General features: G+C 72.5%; 13 protein-coding genes. 10 read left to right on the top strand and 3 right to left on the bottom strand.

Translation table 11 applies throughout. The features are described 5' to 3' along the window. Window positions 1-139: 139 nt before the first annotated feature. Entirely contained in the window at window positions 140-631 is a 492-nt protein-coding gene (locus ACIQ7M_RS25935) for a sigma-70 family RNA polymerase sigma factor (protein ID WP_403648514.1), read from the top strand. Window positions 632-689: 58 nt separating this feature from the next. Further along, window positions 690-1,193 (top strand): GNAT family N-acetyltransferase, encoded by a 504-nt coding sequence (locus tag ACIQ7M_RS25930; RefSeq protein ID WP_403648511.1) that lies wholly within the window; start codon window positions 690-692, stop codon window positions 1,191-1,193. A gap of 34 nt (window positions 1,194-1,227) precedes the next feature. Here ACIQ7M_RS25930 and ACIQ7M_RS25925 read toward each other — a convergent pair whose 3' ends face one another. Then, window positions 1,228-1,674: a hypothetical protein gene (locus tag ACIQ7M_RS25925; protein WP_403648956.1), complete on the bottom strand. Its 447-nt coding sequence runs from the start codon at window positions 1,672-1,674 to the stop codon at window positions 1,228-1,230. 40 nt (window positions 1,675-1,714) lie between these two features. Beyond that, window positions 1,715-2,074 carry a hypothetical protein gene (locus ACIQ7M_RS25920; protein ID WP_355773719.1) on the bottom strand — a complete coding sequence of 120 codons (360 nt, stop codon included), beginning with the start codon at window positions 2,072-2,074 and terminating at the stop codon, window positions 1,715-1,717. 604 nt (window positions 2,075-2,678) lie between these two features. On the opposite strand from ACIQ7M_RS25920, the gene ACIQ7M_RS25915 reads away from it, so the two are divergent. The 8 genes from ACIQ7M_RS25915 to ACIQ7M_RS25880 all read left to right on the top strand — a co-directional run bounded on the left by ACIQ7M_RS25915 (window position 2,679) and on the right by ACIQ7M_RS25880 (window position 14,097). After that, window positions 2,679-3,713 carry an ATP-binding cassette domain-containing protein gene (locus tag ACIQ7M_RS25915; RefSeq protein ID WP_355773717.1) on the top strand — a complete coding sequence of 345 codons (1,035 nt, stop codon included), beginning with the start codon at window positions 2,679-2,681 and terminating at the stop codon, window positions 3,711-3,713. Continuing rightward, window positions 3,710-4,447 (top strand): methionine ABC transporter permease, encoded by a 738-nt coding sequence (locus ACIQ7M_RS25910; RefSeq protein ID WP_355773714.1) that lies wholly within the window; start codon window positions 3,710-3,712, stop codon window positions 4,445-4,447. Before ACIQ7M_RS25915 ends, ACIQ7M_RS25910 begins: the two co-directional genes overlap by 4 nt. A 95-nt stretch (window positions 4,448-4,542) precedes the next feature. Further along, window positions 4,543-5,379, top strand: coding sequence for a MetQ/NlpA family ABC transporter substrate-binding protein (locus ACIQ7M_RS25905; RefSeq protein ID WP_355773712.1), 837 nt, complete (start codon window positions 4,543-4,545; stop codon window positions 5,377-5,379). Window positions 5,380-5,554: 175 nt separating this feature from the next. Beyond that, window positions 5,555-6,193, top strand: a complete 639-nt coding sequence (locus ACIQ7M_RS25900) for a GNAT family N-acetyltransferase (RefSeq protein ID WP_386986169.1) — start codon at window positions 5,555-5,557, stop codon at window positions 6,191-6,193. 385 nt (window positions 6,194-6,578) lie between these two features. Continuing rightward, on the top strand, window positions 6,579-7,787 hold the full coding sequence (gene cbiE / locus ACIQ7M_RS25895; RefSeq protein ID WP_386986166.1) for a precorrin-6y C5,15-methyltransferase (decarboxylating) subunit CbiE: 1,209 nt from the start codon (window positions 6,579-6,581) through the stop codon (window positions 7,785-7,787). A gap of 345 nt (window positions 7,788-8,132) precedes the next feature. After that, window positions 8,133-11,825, top strand: a complete 3,693-nt coding sequence (gene cobT / locus ACIQ7M_RS25890; RefSeq protein WP_403648505.1) for a nicotinate-nucleotide--dimethylbenzimidazole phosphoribosyltransferase — start codon at window positions 8,133-8,135, stop codon at window positions 11,823-11,825. Window positions 11,826-11,981: 156 nt separating this feature from the next. Beyond that, complete coding sequence (gene cobA / locus ACIQ7M_RS25885; RefSeq protein WP_403648502.1) at window positions 11,982-13,214, top strand: uroporphyrinogen-III C-methyltransferase; 1,233 nt, start codon at window positions 11,982-11,984, stop codon at window positions 13,212-13,214. A 64-nt stretch (window positions 13,215-13,278) separates the two neighbouring features. After that, window positions 13,279-14,097 carry an RNA methyltransferase gene (locus tag ACIQ7M_RS25880; RefSeq protein WP_355773798.1) on the top strand — a complete coding sequence of 273 codons (819 nt, stop codon included), beginning with the start codon at window positions 13,279-13,281 and terminating at the stop codon, window positions 14,095-14,097. Window positions 14,098-14,200: 103 nt separating this feature from the next. Here ACIQ7M_RS25880 and ACIQ7M_RS25875 read toward each other — a convergent pair whose 3' ends face one another. Continuing rightward, the gene (locus ACIQ7M_RS25875; RefSeq protein ID WP_403648953.1) at window positions 14,201-15,535 is read right to left on the bottom strand and encodes a serine/threonine-protein kinase; all 1,335 of its coding nucleotides are present in this window, start codon (window positions 15,533-15,535) and stop codon (window positions 14,201-14,203) included. Between the last annotated feature and the right edge of the window lie 143 nt (window positions 15,536-15,678).

Here is a 15,678-nt window from a genome sequence, read left to right as displayed (position 1 = left end):
GCACGGAACGGGACAGGAGTACGGAGCGGGAGCGGGGCAGGTGTCCGCCCTCCGTCAACGGACGAACCGGTCACCCCGGATGGGGTGAGAAACGGCCGCCCCGGCAACCTCGCGCCGGGGCGGCCACGTCGTGCCGCACATGACGCACGAACTGCTCACCACCCTGCGCCCGCTGCTGACCGCCGAGGCGTCGGCGGAGGCCCATGCCTCCGGCGCCGAGCGGGGCGACCTGGAACAGGCCGTCTGGCTACGGCTGCTGGAACGACTGGAGACGACGGGACCGCCCGCCGACCCGCGGGGTTGGGTGCGCCGGGCCGTCCGCGCGGAGGCCCGCCGCTGCCGTCGCAGGGCAGGCGCCGAGCAGCCCTACGCCACCGAACCCGCCGACGACGGCGCCGGCCCGGAACAGCGGGCGATGGCCGCCGTCCGACGGAGCGAGCTGCACGAGGCGGTGCGCCGGCTGCCCGGCCGCTGCCCCGGTCTGATGGCCGCCCTGCTCTCCCCGGCGGACCTCACGTACCGGGAGATCGCAGGCGAGTTGGGTATCTCACAGGGCAACCTTGGTCCGGAACGCTCCAGATGTCTTGGATGTCTTCGGCGATTGCTGACGCCGGAGGTTGCGGCCCGCTGACGACGGGGATAGGAGTGGGGGACGACCGGTGGAACAGGTGAGCGGGAGGCATGCACACATGGGCATGAGCGTGACCATCTCGGCGGCGACCGAGCAGGATGCGGAATCGATCCTGAAGCTGCAGTACCTCTGTTATCAGAGCGAGGCCGAGCTGTACGGCGACTACGGCATCGAGCCCCTCACACAGCCGCTCGACTCCCTCAGGGCGGAACTGGCGGGCGGCACCGTACTGGTGGCCCGGCTCGGCGACGAGGTGGTGGCCTCGGTACGCGGCGCCGTCGACGCCGACGGCACGGCCCGCATCAACAAACTCATCGTGCACCCGCGTATGCAGCGGCACGGCCTGGGCGGACGTCTGCTCGACGCCATCGAGGCACGCCTGGGCGGCGAGGGCGCGGCCAAGTCCTTCCAGCTCTTCACCGGCCACCGCAGCGAGCGCAACCTGCGCCTGTACCGCAAGCACGGCTACGCCCCCGTCTCCCAGGAGCGGGTGGGTGAGCGCATGACGCTGGTGACCCTGGCCAAGGGCGCCGACGCCGGCGTGTACGCCACCAGCGCCTGAGCGCCCACGCCCGACCGGCTTCCGGCCGGAGCCGTCAGTTGCCGTTCGTACGCGCCTTGCGCAGCCAGTACATCGCCGAGAGCGGCAGCAGGACCGGGATGAAGAGATAGCCCATGCCGTAGTCCGACCACACCGTGGCGTCGGGGAACGCGGACGGCTCGGCCAGCGTCCAGGTCCCGACGATCAGTACGCCCGCGAGCTCGGCGGCGCAGCACACCAGCGCCGCCCTGCGCGCCGTCTCGCCGCCGCGCACGAGCGAGTACGTGATGAACCCGTAGACGAGACCGGCGACCGCGGACAGCGAGTAGGCGAGCGGCGCCTTGTCGAACTGCGTGGAGATCTGCACGGCCGACCGTGAGACGGCGCCGACCACCATCACCCCGTACAGCCACACCAGCAGGATGCCCGGGCCGCTGATGAGCCGCGCGCGCTTCGTGCCGGCGGACGCCTGGGCCGGGGCCCCGCCCTGTTCGTCGCGCATGTCCTGAGTCACCGGCGTGTTCTCCTCCGTGGCCGTCATCTCAGCCTCCCCAGATGTCGTAGAGCCGGACCTCGAGCACGGCGAGGACGATGCCGCCGGCCGCCACCGTGACCGAGCCCCAGCGGGTGCGCTCCGCGAGCGACATGAATCCCGCGGCGGGAATGCAGGCGAAGGCGCCGATCAGATACGCCACGAAGATGGTCGTGCCCTGGTCCGGCTTCTCGCCGCGCGCGAGCTGGACGACGCCGATCACGAGCTGGACCAGCGCGAGCACGCTCACCACGGCCATGCCGATGAAGTGCCAGTCCTTGGTGGGCTGATCGCGGTGGGCGGCCCAGCCGCACCAGGCGGCGAGCGCGAGCGCGGCGACAGCCGTCGCGACCGTCAGGGCATCAAACATGCCGTGACCCTATTACGGGCCAAAAGACCTGATGCGCTCGCCCCCGGAGTGCCCCGCGGGCCACTGCCCGCCGCGCTCCGGGCGGGCCGCGCCGCGGGCCCGGCCACCGTGGTGTTGGCCACAACGCGCCGGGCCGGTGAACTCGCCGCCCACCTCCTGGCCGAGGGCCCCTCTCCCTTGTCCGTACGGGTGACGGACGACGGAGTCGAGCTCTTTGTCCGGGGCTGAAAGTGACCACCACTGTCCATCGCTGTCCGCTATTCGGACAGCAATGGCGGTCCCCGCCCCCCTGTCTGCTTTACTTCCTTCCATGACCACGACGAGCGACCGCATCCTTGCGACCGAGGCGACCATGACGCCCGGTGCTCGTTGTATGTGTCGAATGTGCGCCTGCTAGAGGGCCCTCGCACCACCGCCTGATCCCGCGCCCCGAAGCGGGATCACCGCGCCCAGTGTCCGTACCGCGTACGTGACCGGGCTGCCCCGCGCACACGTTCTCCTTCCGGTTCCATCGCCATCGCGAGAACCGTGCCGCGTTCCGACCGCATGCACCCGTGCCCGGCGCACACCCACGCCCCGCACTCGACAGTGACGGAATTCTCCAGTGATCACGACAACGGGCCTCACCAAGGTCTACCGCTCGCGCGGCCGTGAAGTGACCGCCCTCGACGGCGTCGATCTGCACGTCCGCGAAGGCGAGGTGTTCGGCGTCATCGGCCAGTCCGGTGCCGGCAAGTCCTCGCTCATCCGCTGCGTGAACCTGCTGGAGCGTCCCAGCTCCGGCACGGTCACCGTCGACGGCCGGGACCTCACCGCCCTCGCCGGGCGCGGTCCGCGCGCCGGCCGGGAGCTCCGTCAGGCGCGCAGCCGGATCGGCATGGTCTTCCAGCACTTCAACCTGCTGTCCTCGCGGACCGTCCAGGAGAACGTCGAGCTGCCGCTCGACATCCTCGGCCTCTCCAGGAGGGAGCGCGGCCACAAGGCCCTCCAGCTCCTCGACCTGGTCGGCCTGTCCGACAAGGCCAAGTCCTACCCGGCCCAGCTCTCCGGCGGTCAGAAGCAGCGCGTCGGCATCGCCCGCGCGCTGGCCGGCGACCCGAAGGTGCTGCTCTCCGACGAGGCGACCAGCGCCCTCGACCCGGAGACCACCCGCTCGATCCTCCAGCTCCTGCGTGACCTGAACCGCCAGCTCGGTCTGACCGTCCTGCTCATCACCCACGAGATGGACGTCGTCAAGACGGTCTGCGACTCGGCCGCGCTGATGGACGACGGCCGCATCGTCGAGTCGGGCACCGTCAGCGAACTCCTCGCGACGCCCGGCTCCGAACTGGCCGCCGCGCTGTTCCCGGTCAGCGGCACCGCCTCCGGCGAGGACCGCACGGTCATCGACGTCACCTTCCACGGCGAGTCGGCCACCCAGCCGGTCATCTCGCAGCTCTCGCGCACCTACAACATCGACATCTCGATCCTCGGCGCCGCGATGGACACCGTCGCCGGCAGGCAGGTCGGCCGGATGCGCATCGAACTGCCCGGCCGCTACGAGGAGAACGTCGTGCCGATCGGATTCCTGCGCGAGCAGGGCCTGCAGATCGACATCCAGGGGCAGCAGCCCGAACTGGTCAAGGAAGGTGCCAAGTGAGCTGGTCCGAGATGCAGCCGCTGCTGTCCGAGGAGTGTTGGAACACGCTCTACATGGTCGGCTGGTCCACCCTCATAGCGATCGTCGGCGGCCTGCCGCTCGGTGTCCTGCTGGTGCTCACGGACCGCGGGGGCCTGCTCCAGAACGTCGTCGCCAACAAGGTCGTCGGGCAGGTCGTGAACATCGCCCGCTCGATGCCGTTCATCATCCTGATGGTCGCGCTCATGACCTTCACGCGGTGGGTCACGGGCACGACCATCGGCCGCGACGCCGCCATCGTGCCGCTCGCCATCGGCGCGATCCCGTTCTTCGCGCGGCTGGTCGAGACGGCCGTGCGCGAAGTCGACGGCGGGCTCGTCGAGGCCGTGCAGGCGATGGGCGGCAACACCTGGACCGTCGTCCGCAAGGTCCTCGTCCCCGAGTCGCTGCCCTCGCTGATCTCCTCGGCGACCACCACGATCGTGGCCCTCATCGGCTACTCCGCGATGGCCGGCACCGTCGGCGCCGGCGGACTCGGCGACCTCGCCATCCGCTACGGCTACCAGCGCTTCGAGACCGAGCTGATGTGGATCATCGTCGCCATCCTCGCGGTGGTCATCTCGGCCATCCAGTTCGCCGGCGACTACGCGGCCCGGACCCTGGACCGCCGCGGCGGCCACTCCGGCCCCGCCCCGAAGCTGCGCCTGCTGAAGACCCGCCGGCCCGCCGCCGTGGACGTCGGCGAGGCCGTCTGAACAACCGGGGACCCTCGCCCGGTCCCCGGCCCCATCCGCAGATTTCCCCGTCCACCCCACGGCGGGGCGCTCCACCCCTCAGGAAGGCACTTTTCGTGCGTAACACTGCCAAGATCACCACCGCCGTCCTCGCCGCCGGAGCCCTCACCCTGGGTCTCTCCGCCTGCGGCTCCGACAAGGACTCCTCCTCGTCCTCCGACTACAGCGGCCCGCTCGTCGTCGCCGCCAGCCCGGTCCCTCACGCCGAGATCCTGAACTTCATCGAGAAGAACCTGGCGAAGAAGGCGGGACTCGACCTGGAGGTCAAGGAGTTCCAGGACTACATCGTGCCGAACACGGCCACCGAGGACGGTTCGGTCGACGCCAACTACTTCCAGAACCAGCCGTACCTCGACGACTTCAACAAGAAGCGCGGCACCCACATCGTGCCCGTCGTCACGGTGCACCTGGAGCCGCTCGGCCTCTACTCCCACAAGGTGAAGAGCGCCGACGCCCTGAAGAGCGGCGCGACCGTCGCGGTGCCGAACGACGCCGTGAACGAGGCGCGCGCCCTGAAGCTGCTCGCCTCCAACGGGCTCATCACCCTCAAGGACGGCGCCGGCAACGAGGCGACCCCGCAGGACATCGCCAAGAACCCCAAGAACCTCAAGTTCAAGGAGGTCGAGGCGGCGCAGACCCCGCGCTCCCTGGACGACGTGGACGCCGCGGTGATCAACGGCAACTACGCCATATCGGCCGGCCTCAAGCCCGCCAAGGACGCCCTCGTCCTGGAGTCGGCGACGAACAACCCGTACGGCAACTTCCTCGCGGTCAAGAAGGGCAACGAGAACGACCCGCGCGTGAAGAAGCTCGCCAAGCTCCTCACCTCGCCCGAGGTCAAGAAGTTCATCGAGGACAAGTACGCGGGTTCCGTCATCCCCTCCTTCAAGTAGGCAGGTGCCGGGCCGATTTGCGGCCCGCGGCCCGACTCGTCACCGCACGGGGTCCACTCCATTACCCGGAGTGGACCCCGTTGTGCCGTTCAGTGGTTTCATGCTGCATGCTGGGCAGTTCAGCGGACCCGACGGTACATCAGGTCCGAAGTCCCCGACGGTTACGGAGCGTCGCATGACGAGCACCTTCCCCGACATCTCCATCAGCACGGAGCGGTTGGTCCTGCGTGCGCTCGACGAGGACGACGTGCCCGCGCTGACGGAGATGATGAACGACGAGATGGTGGCGGCCTGGACGTCGATCCCCCAGCCGTTCACCGAGGACGGCGCCCGCGACTGGATCGCCGACTACGCCCCCACGGAACGCTCCCGGGGGCGTGGACTCGACCTCGCCGTCACCGAGTTCCTCACCCAGCGCCTGGTCGGTGTCATCCAGCTCGGCAAGACCAACTGGCGGGTCAGGTCCACCGAGCTGTCGTACATCATCGCCCCCTGGGCGCGCGGCGAGGGCTACGCGTCCGAGGCCGCGCTCGCCACCGCCCGCTGGCTCTTCCGCGACCAGAAGTTCGAGCGCGTGGAACTGCGCACGGCCGCCGGCAACACCGCCTCGCAGCAGGTGGCCCAGAAGATCGGCTGCATCAGCGAGGGTGTGCTGCGCAACGCCTGCATAGCGCGCACCCGGACCGAGGACGGCACCTGGGTCGACCTGCGCACCGACTTCATCGTGTGGAGTCTGCTGCCAGAGGACCTCGACGGCATGGACGGCCACCTCACGGACACGGGCGGCTTCGCCTCCTTCAACGACTGGAACTGAGGGGCCGGCCGGCCGCACTCCGGCCCGCGCGGGAGGCCCGCACCGGCGAACGGGAGCCGTCGTGGCGGGGCGTGCACGGCCACGGCGGGGCGTGAACGGTCATGACGGGCGTGCACGGCCACGGCTGGTCGTAAGCGGTCACGACGGGTCGTATACGGTCGGGCCGAGTCACATGGGTGTACGGCGGTCAGCTCAGCGGATACCGGTCGCGCCGATCCGGTCGCGCGACCCGGGCCGTCGTCCGGGCCCCTCGCCCCAGCACAGCGGGGTCACTCCCGCGCCACGCCGACCGCCACACGCCCGCCGCACCGCACCGGGGTACCCTCACCAAGCCCGCCCGGGCTGCACCTGAGACCCGCGAAGACCTGTCTGGAGACTGACGACGATGGCCGACCGGGTCACGGTGATCGGCTGGGACGGCTCGCCGCCGACCGTCGCGGCGCGCGCCGCTCTCGGTGCCGCCACACTGGTGGCCGGAGCGGCCCATCATCTCGACCTCCCCGAAGTGCCCGAGGGCGCCGAGCGCGTCCGTCTCGGCAGCGTCGGCCTCGCCGCCCGCCGCATCGCGAGCCACCGGGGCACCGCCGTCGTCCTCGCCGACGGGGACCCCGGATTCTTCGGAGTCGTACGCACCCTGCGCGCACCCGAGTTCGGCCTGGAGGTCGAGGTCGTCCCCGCCGTCTCCTCGGTGGCCGCGGCCTTCGCCCGCGCCGGAATGCCCTGGGATGACGCACAGGTAGTGGTCGCACACAGCCGCACCCTGCGACGCGCGGTGAATGTATGTCGAGCCCACACCAAGGTTGCCGTCCTCACCTCACCGGGCGCCGGACCCGCCGAACTCGGACTGCTCCTCGAAGGGGTGCACCGCACCTTCGTCATCTGCGAGGAACTCGGCACCTCGCGGGAGCAGGTCACGATCCTCACCTCCGACAAGGCGGCCGACCACACCTGGCGCGACCCGAACGTCGTGATCGTCATCGGCGGCTTCGTGGCCGCGGCCGAGGGCGGCTGGATCGCGGGCCGGGAGCCCGCCGGCGGGCCGCGCGGCTGGGCGCTGCCCGCGCGGGCGTACGGCGGCGCGCTCGGCGAGGGCGAGACGGATCTGCTGCGCGCCGCCCAACTCGCCCGGCTGGGACCGCGCGTCGGCGACCTCGTCTGGGACATCGGCTGCGGCAGCGGCGCCTTCGCCACCGAGGCCGCCCGCACCGGCGCCGCCGTCATCGCGGTCGACCGCAGTCCCGGCTCCTGCGCCCGCACCGACCACTCGGCCCGCCGCTACGGCGTGCAGATGCAGATCGTGCACGGCAGCGCCCCGCACGTCCTCGAGGACCTGCCCGAACCCGACGTCGTGCGCGTCGGGGGCGGGGGCGCGGCCGTCGTCTCCGCGGTCGCCGACCGCCGTCCCCAGCGGATCGTCGCGCACGCCGCGACCCGTGACGCCGCCGAACTCATCGGCCGCGATCTGAGCGAGCACGGCTATGACGTCGAGTGCGCGCTCATTCAGTCCGTCGAACTCGATACACGGGCTTGGACGGAGAAGGAGCGGAGCGTCGCGTTCCTGCTCAGCGGCCGTCTGCCGGATCGCGCCCCGTGATCCTGTTGTCGTACCGCGCGCGGTAGGCTGGCCGATCGTTGTACCGCTCCCGGGGGTCGGCCTTTCGTAGGTCAATGTCCGGAAAACCCGCCCGTTTTGAGGCGTGTGTGGTACGGCGGAACCCGGAGGACGCGCAACGTGGCGCAGTCCACAGCGGGCTCTCGCGGATCACGCTGTCGCGAGGGCGGGATGACCGGGACAATGCCTGTTAATGGCTTTGTCGTCTTTGTTGGCCGGTCGTACGTGCCGCTGGGCACGCACGCTCGTTCTTCACTGTGGGGCGGTCGGTGCGCCGTTCCGGGCGAGCTGGACTTTGGAGCACTAACCGATGGGCGAGGGGTACGCATGACCGACACCGGCCAGGTCCCGGGCGAGGGAATGCCGGAGAGCGCAGGCATGGTGGAGCAGCCGGGCGTCACCACACCGGGCGTGTACACCTACCTCGACTCTCCCGAGAGCCCCGTCGAGGAGGACGACCTCCTTCTCCTGCCGGGCGCGCCCGGTGCCCAGGGTGCCTGGGGCAACGAGGTGCCGCCGCCTGCTCCGATGCCCTTCGCGGACGAACCCGGCCCGCACGAGACGGACGGGCGCGACACCGGTGCGATCGACCTCGGCGCCGTGCGCGCGCCGAGCCCGGTGCCCGTGCCCCAGCCGGTCCCGCAGTCCGTGACGCCACGCCGTCCGCTGCACCTCGGCCCGCCCACCCCGGACGGTTCCTCCAGCCCGGTGCGTTCACTGGCCGACCGCGGTCCCGCGGGCGCCCGCCCGACCACCATGGCCACCCCGGTCACTCCGCTCCGCCAGGCCGGTCCGGCGACCGTCGGCCCCGAGTACCTGGACGTGCCCCCGTCCGGCGACGCCCTGCCGCAGGCCGCGGCGCCGTGGGGGACCGTGCCCGTCGGTGGCGCGGCCGCGGAAACGGTCGGCCCCGAGACGCCGCTGCCCGAGGCCGTGGTGAGCGCGGAACCCGTACTCGTACCGGGTCCCGAGGTGCCGCAGGCCGCCGAGGCCGAGCAGGTGCCCGGCGCCATGGCGGCACCCTTCGTCCCCGACCCGGCCCAGGTGCCGGGGGCCGACGGCGTGGCGCTCGACCTCCAGGACCAGGCGGACGGCCCGGCTCCCGAAGCCGATTCCGCGACGGACGGCTCGGCCGCCCCGGGGATTCCCGTCGCCCCGCAGTTCCAGGACGTCGCCGAGGCCCCGGTCACGCCGGACATCGCCGACCTCGCGGCACAGGCCGACGTCGCCGCGCCCGGGCCCGAGGACGTACCGGCGCAGCTCACCGAGGACGCCGGGCACGCCCTGCCCGCGCAGTCGTTCGCGCCGGTCGAGGACCTGGCGCCGGCCGAGGACCCCGCCGCGCAGGTCCCGGCGCAGCCCGCGGGCCAGGACACCCAGGCGGCCGGCCCGGCCGTCCCCGACCTCAACGAGGCCGGGTTCGCGGAGCCCGCCGTCCAGATGCCGGAGCCCGCCGTCCCCTTCACGGACGAAGCGTCCGCGTCCGGCGGCGAGCAGCCCCTCGGCGCCCCGGCCGCCCACGCCTACGAGATCCCGGAGTCCGCCCTGTCGGCGCTCTCCGCGCGCTCGGCGGAAGCCTCGCTCGGCGGTCAGGAGCTCGCCCTCGACGCGGTCCAGGCCCAGCAGTTCACCGACCGGCTCGCCGCCGCGGAGAACGGCGCGGCGCCGACCGAGGACGGTTCCCTCGCCCACGACGGCGCCGTCCTGTCCGCGCCCGGCGTCATCGACCCGCAGGCCGTACCGGTCGGCGTGGCCGCGCACGGCGAGGCCGCCCACCCGGTCACCGGCGACCCGCAGCACCCGGCGCAAGGCGACCAGCACCCCGAGAGCGCCCCGGACACGGTGGGCGTCCCCGGATTCCCCGGCGCGCCCCTCGTCCCCCAGGCCGACCGGAGTCTCGGCGGATTCGTGCCCGTGGACGGCACGGTCCCCACGACCGCGCACCTGGCCCCGACCCCGCCGCACGGCATGACCGTGGCTCCCGCGCCCGACGAGGAGCAGCCGTTCGCGCAGGACGCCCCGGCCGTGGCACCCCTCCCGGCCGAGGAGATTCCCACGGCGGAGGCCGAGCCGATCGCCCAGGCGTCGGTACCCGCCCCCCGGGAGGCGGAGACCGGCCCCGAGGTCATGCCCGTGGCGGAGCAGCTCACCACGGAACCGCTCACCGCGGAACCGTTCACCGCGGAGCCGGAGCCCGTGGCCGCACAGCAAGCGGAGGACCTGCACACTCAGGTCGCCGACCAGGAAGAGAGCACGGCCGTGGTGGAAGACGTACGCGAGTCCACCGGCCCGGCGGCCGCCGGCTTCAACGACGCCGAGCGCGAGGCCGTCCTGCGGGTGATCCGCGAACGCCGTGACATCCGCAACGGCTTCCGCAGCGACCCGATCCCGCACGACGTGCTGCTGCGCGTCCTGGAGGCCGCGCACACCGCGCCGTCCGTCGGCCACTCCCAGCCCTGGGACTTCGTCGTCATCCGCTCCGCCGAGACCCGGCGCAGCATGCACGAACTCGCCCAGCGCCAGCGCGAGGCCTACGCCCAGTCGCTTCCCAAGGGCCGGGCCAAGCAGTTCAAGGAAATGAAGATCGAGGCCATCCTCGACACTCCGGTGAACGTCGTCGTCACCGCCGACCCGACCCGTGGCGGCCGCCACACCCTCGGCCGGCACACCCAGCCGCAGATGGCCCCGTACTCCGCCGCGCTCGCCGTCGAGAACTTCTGGCTCGCCGCCCGCGCCGAGGGCCTCGGCGTCGGCTGGGTCAGCTTCTTCGACGAGCGGGAGATGGTCCGCGCGCTGGGCCTGCCCGAGCACCTGGAGGTCGTCGCCTACCTGTGCGTTGGGTACGTCGACGAGTTCCCGGAGGAGCCCGAGCTGATGCAGGCCGGCTGGTCCAAGCGCCGCCCCCTGTCGTGGGTCGTGCACGAGGAGACGTACGGCCGCCGCGCGCTGCCCGGCGAGGAGCCGCACGACCTGCTCGCCGAGACGGTCTCCAACATCCGCCCGCTCGACGCCAAGGCGCTCGGCGAGGCGTGGGAGCGCCAGAAGCGGATGACCAAGCCCGCGGGCGCCCTCGGCATGCTGGAGATCATCTCCGCGCAGTTGTCGGGCCTGTCCCGGATGTGCCCGCCGCCGATCCCGGAGCCGGCCGCCGTCGCGATCTTCGCCGGTGACCACGGTGTCCACGCGCAGGGCGTCACCCCCTGGCCGCAGGAGGTCACCGGCCAGATGGTGGCCAACTTCCTCGGCGGCGGCGCGGTCTGCAACGCGTTCGCCAACCAGGTGGGCGCCGAGGTCTGTGTCGTCGACGTGGGCGTCGCCTCCGACCTGCCCGCCACGCCGGGCCTGCTGCCGCGCAAGGTCCGGGCCGGTACCGCCGACATGACCACCGGTCCCGCCATGACCCGGGAAGAGGCCGTCGCCGCGCTGGAGGTGGGCATCGAGACGGCCCGCGACCTGGTGGCCGCGGGCAACAAGGCACTGCTGACCGGCGAGATGGGCATCGCCAACACGACCGCGTCGGCCGCCCTGATCTCGGTGTTCACCGGTGCGGACCCGGCCGAGGTCACGGGCCGCGGCACGGGCATCAACGACGAGACCCTGGCCCGCAAGACCGAGGTGGTCCGGCGTGCCATCGAGTTCCACCAGCCGGACCCGGCGGACCCCATCGGCGTCCTCGCGGCGATCGGCGGCCTGGAGCACGCCGCCATGGTCGGCCTCCTCCTCGGCGGCGCGTCCCTGCGGACGCCGGTGATCCTGGACGGCGTCAGCGCGGGCGCCGCCGCGCTGGTGGCCCGCGCCATCGCCCCCGAGGTCCTGGCCGCCTGCATCGCGGGCCACCGCAGCGCCGAACCCGGCCACGTGGCCGCCCTGAACAAGCTCGGCCTGCGCCCCCTGATCGACCTCGACCTGCGCCTCGGCGAAGGCACCGGCGCCCTGCTCGCCCTGCCCATCGTGCAGAGCGCCGCGCGGGCGATGCACGAGGTCGCGACGTTCGACTCGGCCGGGGTGACCGAGAAGTAGATCCCCGGCACCGATGGGGTGGGGTGGGCAGGCGTTCCGACCTGCCCGCCCCACCCTCGCCGTAGTCTGGATTCCTACCGAAGAACCCCACGTCAGGGCCGCTCCAGAGCCGCAGCGCCCACCGCACCGCCTGCCCGTACGAGGAGCCGCACCGCCATGGCCGAACACCCCGCATATCCGGTGGGCCTCCGCCTCGCCGGCCGTCGCGTCGTCGTCCTCGGCGGCGGCCAGGTGGCCCAGCGCCGGCTCCCCGCGCTCATCGCGGCGGGCGCGGACGTCCACCTCGTGTCCCCGCAGGCGACCCCGTCCGTCGAGGCGATGGCCGACGCGGGCGAGATCACCTGGACCAGGCGCCCGTACGAGGAGGGCGACCTCGCCGACGCCTGGTACGCGCTCATCGCCACCAGCGACCCGCGGGCCAGTGCCGAGGCCAGTGCCGAGGCCGAGCGCCGGCGCGTCTGGTGCGTCCGCTCGGACGACGCCGACGCGGCGACGGCCTGGACCCCGGCCACCGGCCACAGCGAGGGCGTGACCGTCGCCGTCCTCACCACGGAGGCCAAGGGCCGCGACCCCCGCCACACCGCCGCCATCCGCGACGCCGTGGTCGAGGGACTGCGCGACGGCACGCTCGTCGCGCCGCACCACCGCACCCGTACCCCCGGCGTCGCGCTCGTCGGCGGCGGCCCCGGCGACCCGGATCTGATCACCGTCCGCGGACGCCGGCTGCTGGCCGAGGCCGACGTGGTCATCGCCGACCGCCTCGGCCCCCGCGACCTGCTCGCCGAACTCCCGCCGCACGTCGAGGTGATCGACGCGGCGAAGATCCCGTACGGCCGGTTCATGGCCCAGGAGGCCATCAACAACGCGCTCATCGAGCACGCGAAGCAGGGCAAGTCCGTCGTCCGGCTCAAGGGCGGCGACCCGTTCGTCTTCGGCCGTGGCATGGAGGAGGCCCAGGCACTCGCCGAGGCCGGGATCGCCTGCACGGTCGTCCCCGGCATCTCCAGCTCGATCTCCGTGCCGGGCGCCGCGGGCATCCCGGTCACCCACCGGGGCGTCGCCCACGAGTTCACCGTGGTCAGCGGCCATGTCGCCCCGGACGACGAGCGTTCCCTCGTCGACTGGCCCGCCCTCGCCAAGCTGCGCGGCACCCTCGTCGTCCTCATGGGTGTCGACAAGATCGGCCGGATCGCCGACACGCTCGTGGCGCACGGCAAGCCCGCCGACACCCCCGTCGCCCTCGTCCAGGAGGGCACGACCGCCGCACAGCGCCGCGTCGACGCCACCCTGGCCACCGTCGCGGACACGGTGCGCGCCGAGGACGTGCGGCCGCCCGCCGTCATCGTCATCGGCGAGGTCGTGGACGTCGGCCCCGGACTTCCCGAGTAACCACGGGTAACCCAACCCGTTCCCAGCCGTTGGCACCGCACCCAGGACAAGGCAGTATCACCCTGTGGCCGATCTCATCACCGTCGAGAACCCCGACGACCCGCGTCTGCGCGACTACACGGGCCTGACCGACGTGGAACTGCGCCGCAAGCGCGAACCCGCCGAGGGCCTGTTCATCGCCGAGGGCGAAAAGGTCATCAGACGGGCCAAGGACGCCGGCTACGAGATGCGCTCGATGCTGCTGTCCGCCAAGTGGGTCGACGTCATGCGCGACGTCATCGACGAACTCCCGGCACCCGTCTACGCGGTCAGCCCCGAGCTCGCCGAGCAGGTCACCGGCTACCACGTGCACCGGGGAGCGCTCGCCTCGATGCAGCGCAAGCCACTGCCCACGGCCGAGGAACTGCTGCGGACCGCGCGCCGGGTCGTCGTCATGGAGTCGGTCAACGACCACACCAACATCGGCGCCATCTTCCGCTCCGCCGCCGCGCTCGGCATGGACGCGGTCCTGCTCTCCCCGGACTGCGCCGACCCCCTCTACCGCCGCTCGGTGAAGGTCTCGATGGGCGCCGTCTTCTCGGTTCCGTACGCCCGTCTGGAGACCTGGCCCAAGGGCCTGGAGTCGGTCCGCGACGCCGGGTTCAACCTGCTCGCCCTCACCCCGGACGAGAAGGCGAGGTCCCTCGACGAGGCCGCCCCGCACACGATGGACCGGGTCGCGCTGATGCTCGGCGCGGAGGGCGACGGGCTGTCCACCCGGGCCCTGATGGCGGCCGACGAATGGGTCCGCATCCCCATGGCCCACGGCGTCGACTCCCTGAACGTCGGCGCGGCGGCCGCGGTCGCCTTCTACGCGGTGGCGACGGGCCGGCCCACGAGCTGAGAGCCGCGCTCCGAGGGGTGCCCCGGGGTGTCGTGGGGTGCCGTCCTCCGGGTGCCGTCGGGACCGGATCAGATGAAGATCGGTCCGGTTCCGAACGCGACCCCTAGCCGTCGTTGTGCAGCGCGCTCCGGTACGGACGGCCGATCGCGTCGCCCACCGCCAGGGCCCCGGACGCCGACCGTGCGTGCTGTACGCCGCCCCGCGGGCCGTCGTCGAGTCCGCGGGACGGACCCTGGCACCCCTGGGCCGCCGCGATACCCAGCGCGACCAACAGCGTCACCACCACGAACACGAAGAGCCGCTGGCGCAGCAGCCGCGGATTGGCGGGCCGCCGGCCGGTGCCGGTGGTGCGCTGACCGGGCCGTCCGGCGCCACTGCGCGGGGCGGGCCTGTTGCCGGTGCGGCCGGTGTTGCGGACGGGCGCCGGACGCGAACCCGACCGCGATCCGCCGTTCGTCCCGCCGGTGCGCGGCGGGGGAGTGGCCCCCCGCGGCGGGGGAGTGGTCCCCGGCCGTCGCTGGGTGCGCTGTTCGGCGTACTGCTCGGCCAGGCGGCCCGTCGGCCGGTCCGGATCAGAGCGGGGAGCGGGCGGCCGCGCGTCCACCATGCCCTGGGCCTCGCGGGCCGCGATCTCCTTGAGCCGCAGGGACAGTTGGAGGGTGCTGGGCCGTTCCTCGGGGTCCTTGGCCAGGCAGGCCCGGACGAGCGGGGCGAGCGCGTCCGGAACCCCGTGGAGCTGCGGCTCCTCGTGCACCACGCGGTAGAGCATCACCTCGGAACTGCCCTGCCCGAAGGGTGAGTCCTGGGTCGCCGCGTACGCGAGGGTCGCCCCGAGCGCGAACACGTCCGTGGCCGGGGTGACGGCGACACCGCGCACCTGCTCCGGCGCCAGGAAACCCGGGGAGCCGACCGCCGTGCCGACGTGCGTGAGCGTGCTCGCCCCGGTCGCCCACGCGATCCCGAAGTCGATGATCCGCGGCCCCTTCGGGGACAGCAGGATGTTGGACGGCTTGAGGTCACGGTGGACCACCCCGGCCTCGTGCACCGCGACCAGACCCTCCGAGAGGGCGGCACCGACCGCGGCCACGTCGGCCGCCGACAGCGGACCCTCCTCGGCGACCTTGTCGTGCAGGGAGGGGCCGGGCACGTACTGCGTGGCGAACCACGGACGCTCCGCCTCCAGGTCCGCGGCGACGAGCCGCGCCGTGCATCCGCCCCTGATCCGCCGTGCCGCCGAGACCTCGCGCGCGAACCGGGAACGGAACTCCTGATCCTCCGCCAGATCAGGCCGGATCACCTTCAGTGCGACCCGCTGGCCCCGCCGGTCGGAGCCCAGGTAGACAACACCCATACCCCCCGCGCCAAGCCGTCGGTGAAGCCTGAACGAGCCGACGACACGCGGGTCCTCGCGCCTCAGGCGCATCATCGCCATGTCCATCCCCGCTGCCCGGTCCGTTTGACGAGCCACAGCTTACGTTTCCGCGGCCGGGTGCGCGCAGAGGCCGCGCCCTCTCGTCCCGATCGATTGTCAGTGCCGGGTGGGAAACTTGAGAGGTGGTCAGGGAGCGTGCGAACAGTGCC

It is taken from the genome of Streptomyces sp. NPDC096324, from assembly GCF_044763015.1.
Lineage (GTDB): Bacteria > Actinomycetota > Actinomycetes > Streptomycetales > Streptomycetaceae > Streptomyces.
Note: the sequence above shows the minus strand (reverse complement) of the source record. Positions and strands in the feature narration are given on the sequence as shown.

Coding starts and splice junctions, on each gene's coding strand:
- cobT (WP_403648505.1), top strand. CDS start 8,133: ATGACCGACACCGGCCAGGTCCCGGGCGAGGGAATGCCGGAGAGCGCA.
- ACIQ7M_RS25930 (WP_403648511.1), top strand. CDS start 690: ATGGGCATGAGCGTGACCATCTCGGCGGCGACCGAGCAGGATGCGGAA.
- ACIQ7M_RS25935 (WP_403648514.1), top strand. CDS start 140: ATGACGCACGAACTGCTCACCACCCTGCGCCCGCTGCTGACCGCCGAG.
- ACIQ7M_RS25900 (WP_386986169.1), top strand. CDS start 5,555: ATGACGAGCACCTTCCCCGACATCTCCATCAGCACGGAGCGGTTGGTC.
- ACIQ7M_RS25925 (WP_403648956.1), bottom strand. CDS start 1,674: ATGCGCGACGAACAGGGCGGGGCCCCGGCCCAGGCGTCCGCCGGCACG.
- cbiE (WP_386986166.1), top strand. CDS start 6,579: ATGGCCGACCGGGTCACGGTGATCGGCTGGGACGGCTCGCCGCCGACC.
- ACIQ7M_RS25875 (WP_403648953.1), bottom strand. CDS start 15,535: ATGGACATGGCGATGATGCGCCTGAGGCGCGAGGACCCGCGTGTCGTC.
- cobA (WP_403648502.1), top strand. CDS start 11,982: ATGGCCGAACACCCCGCATATCCGGTGGGCCTCCGCCTCGCCGGCCGT.
- ACIQ7M_RS25920 (WP_355773719.1), bottom strand. CDS start 2,074: ATGTTTGATGCCCTGACGGTCGCGACGGCTGTCGCCGCGCTCGCGCTC.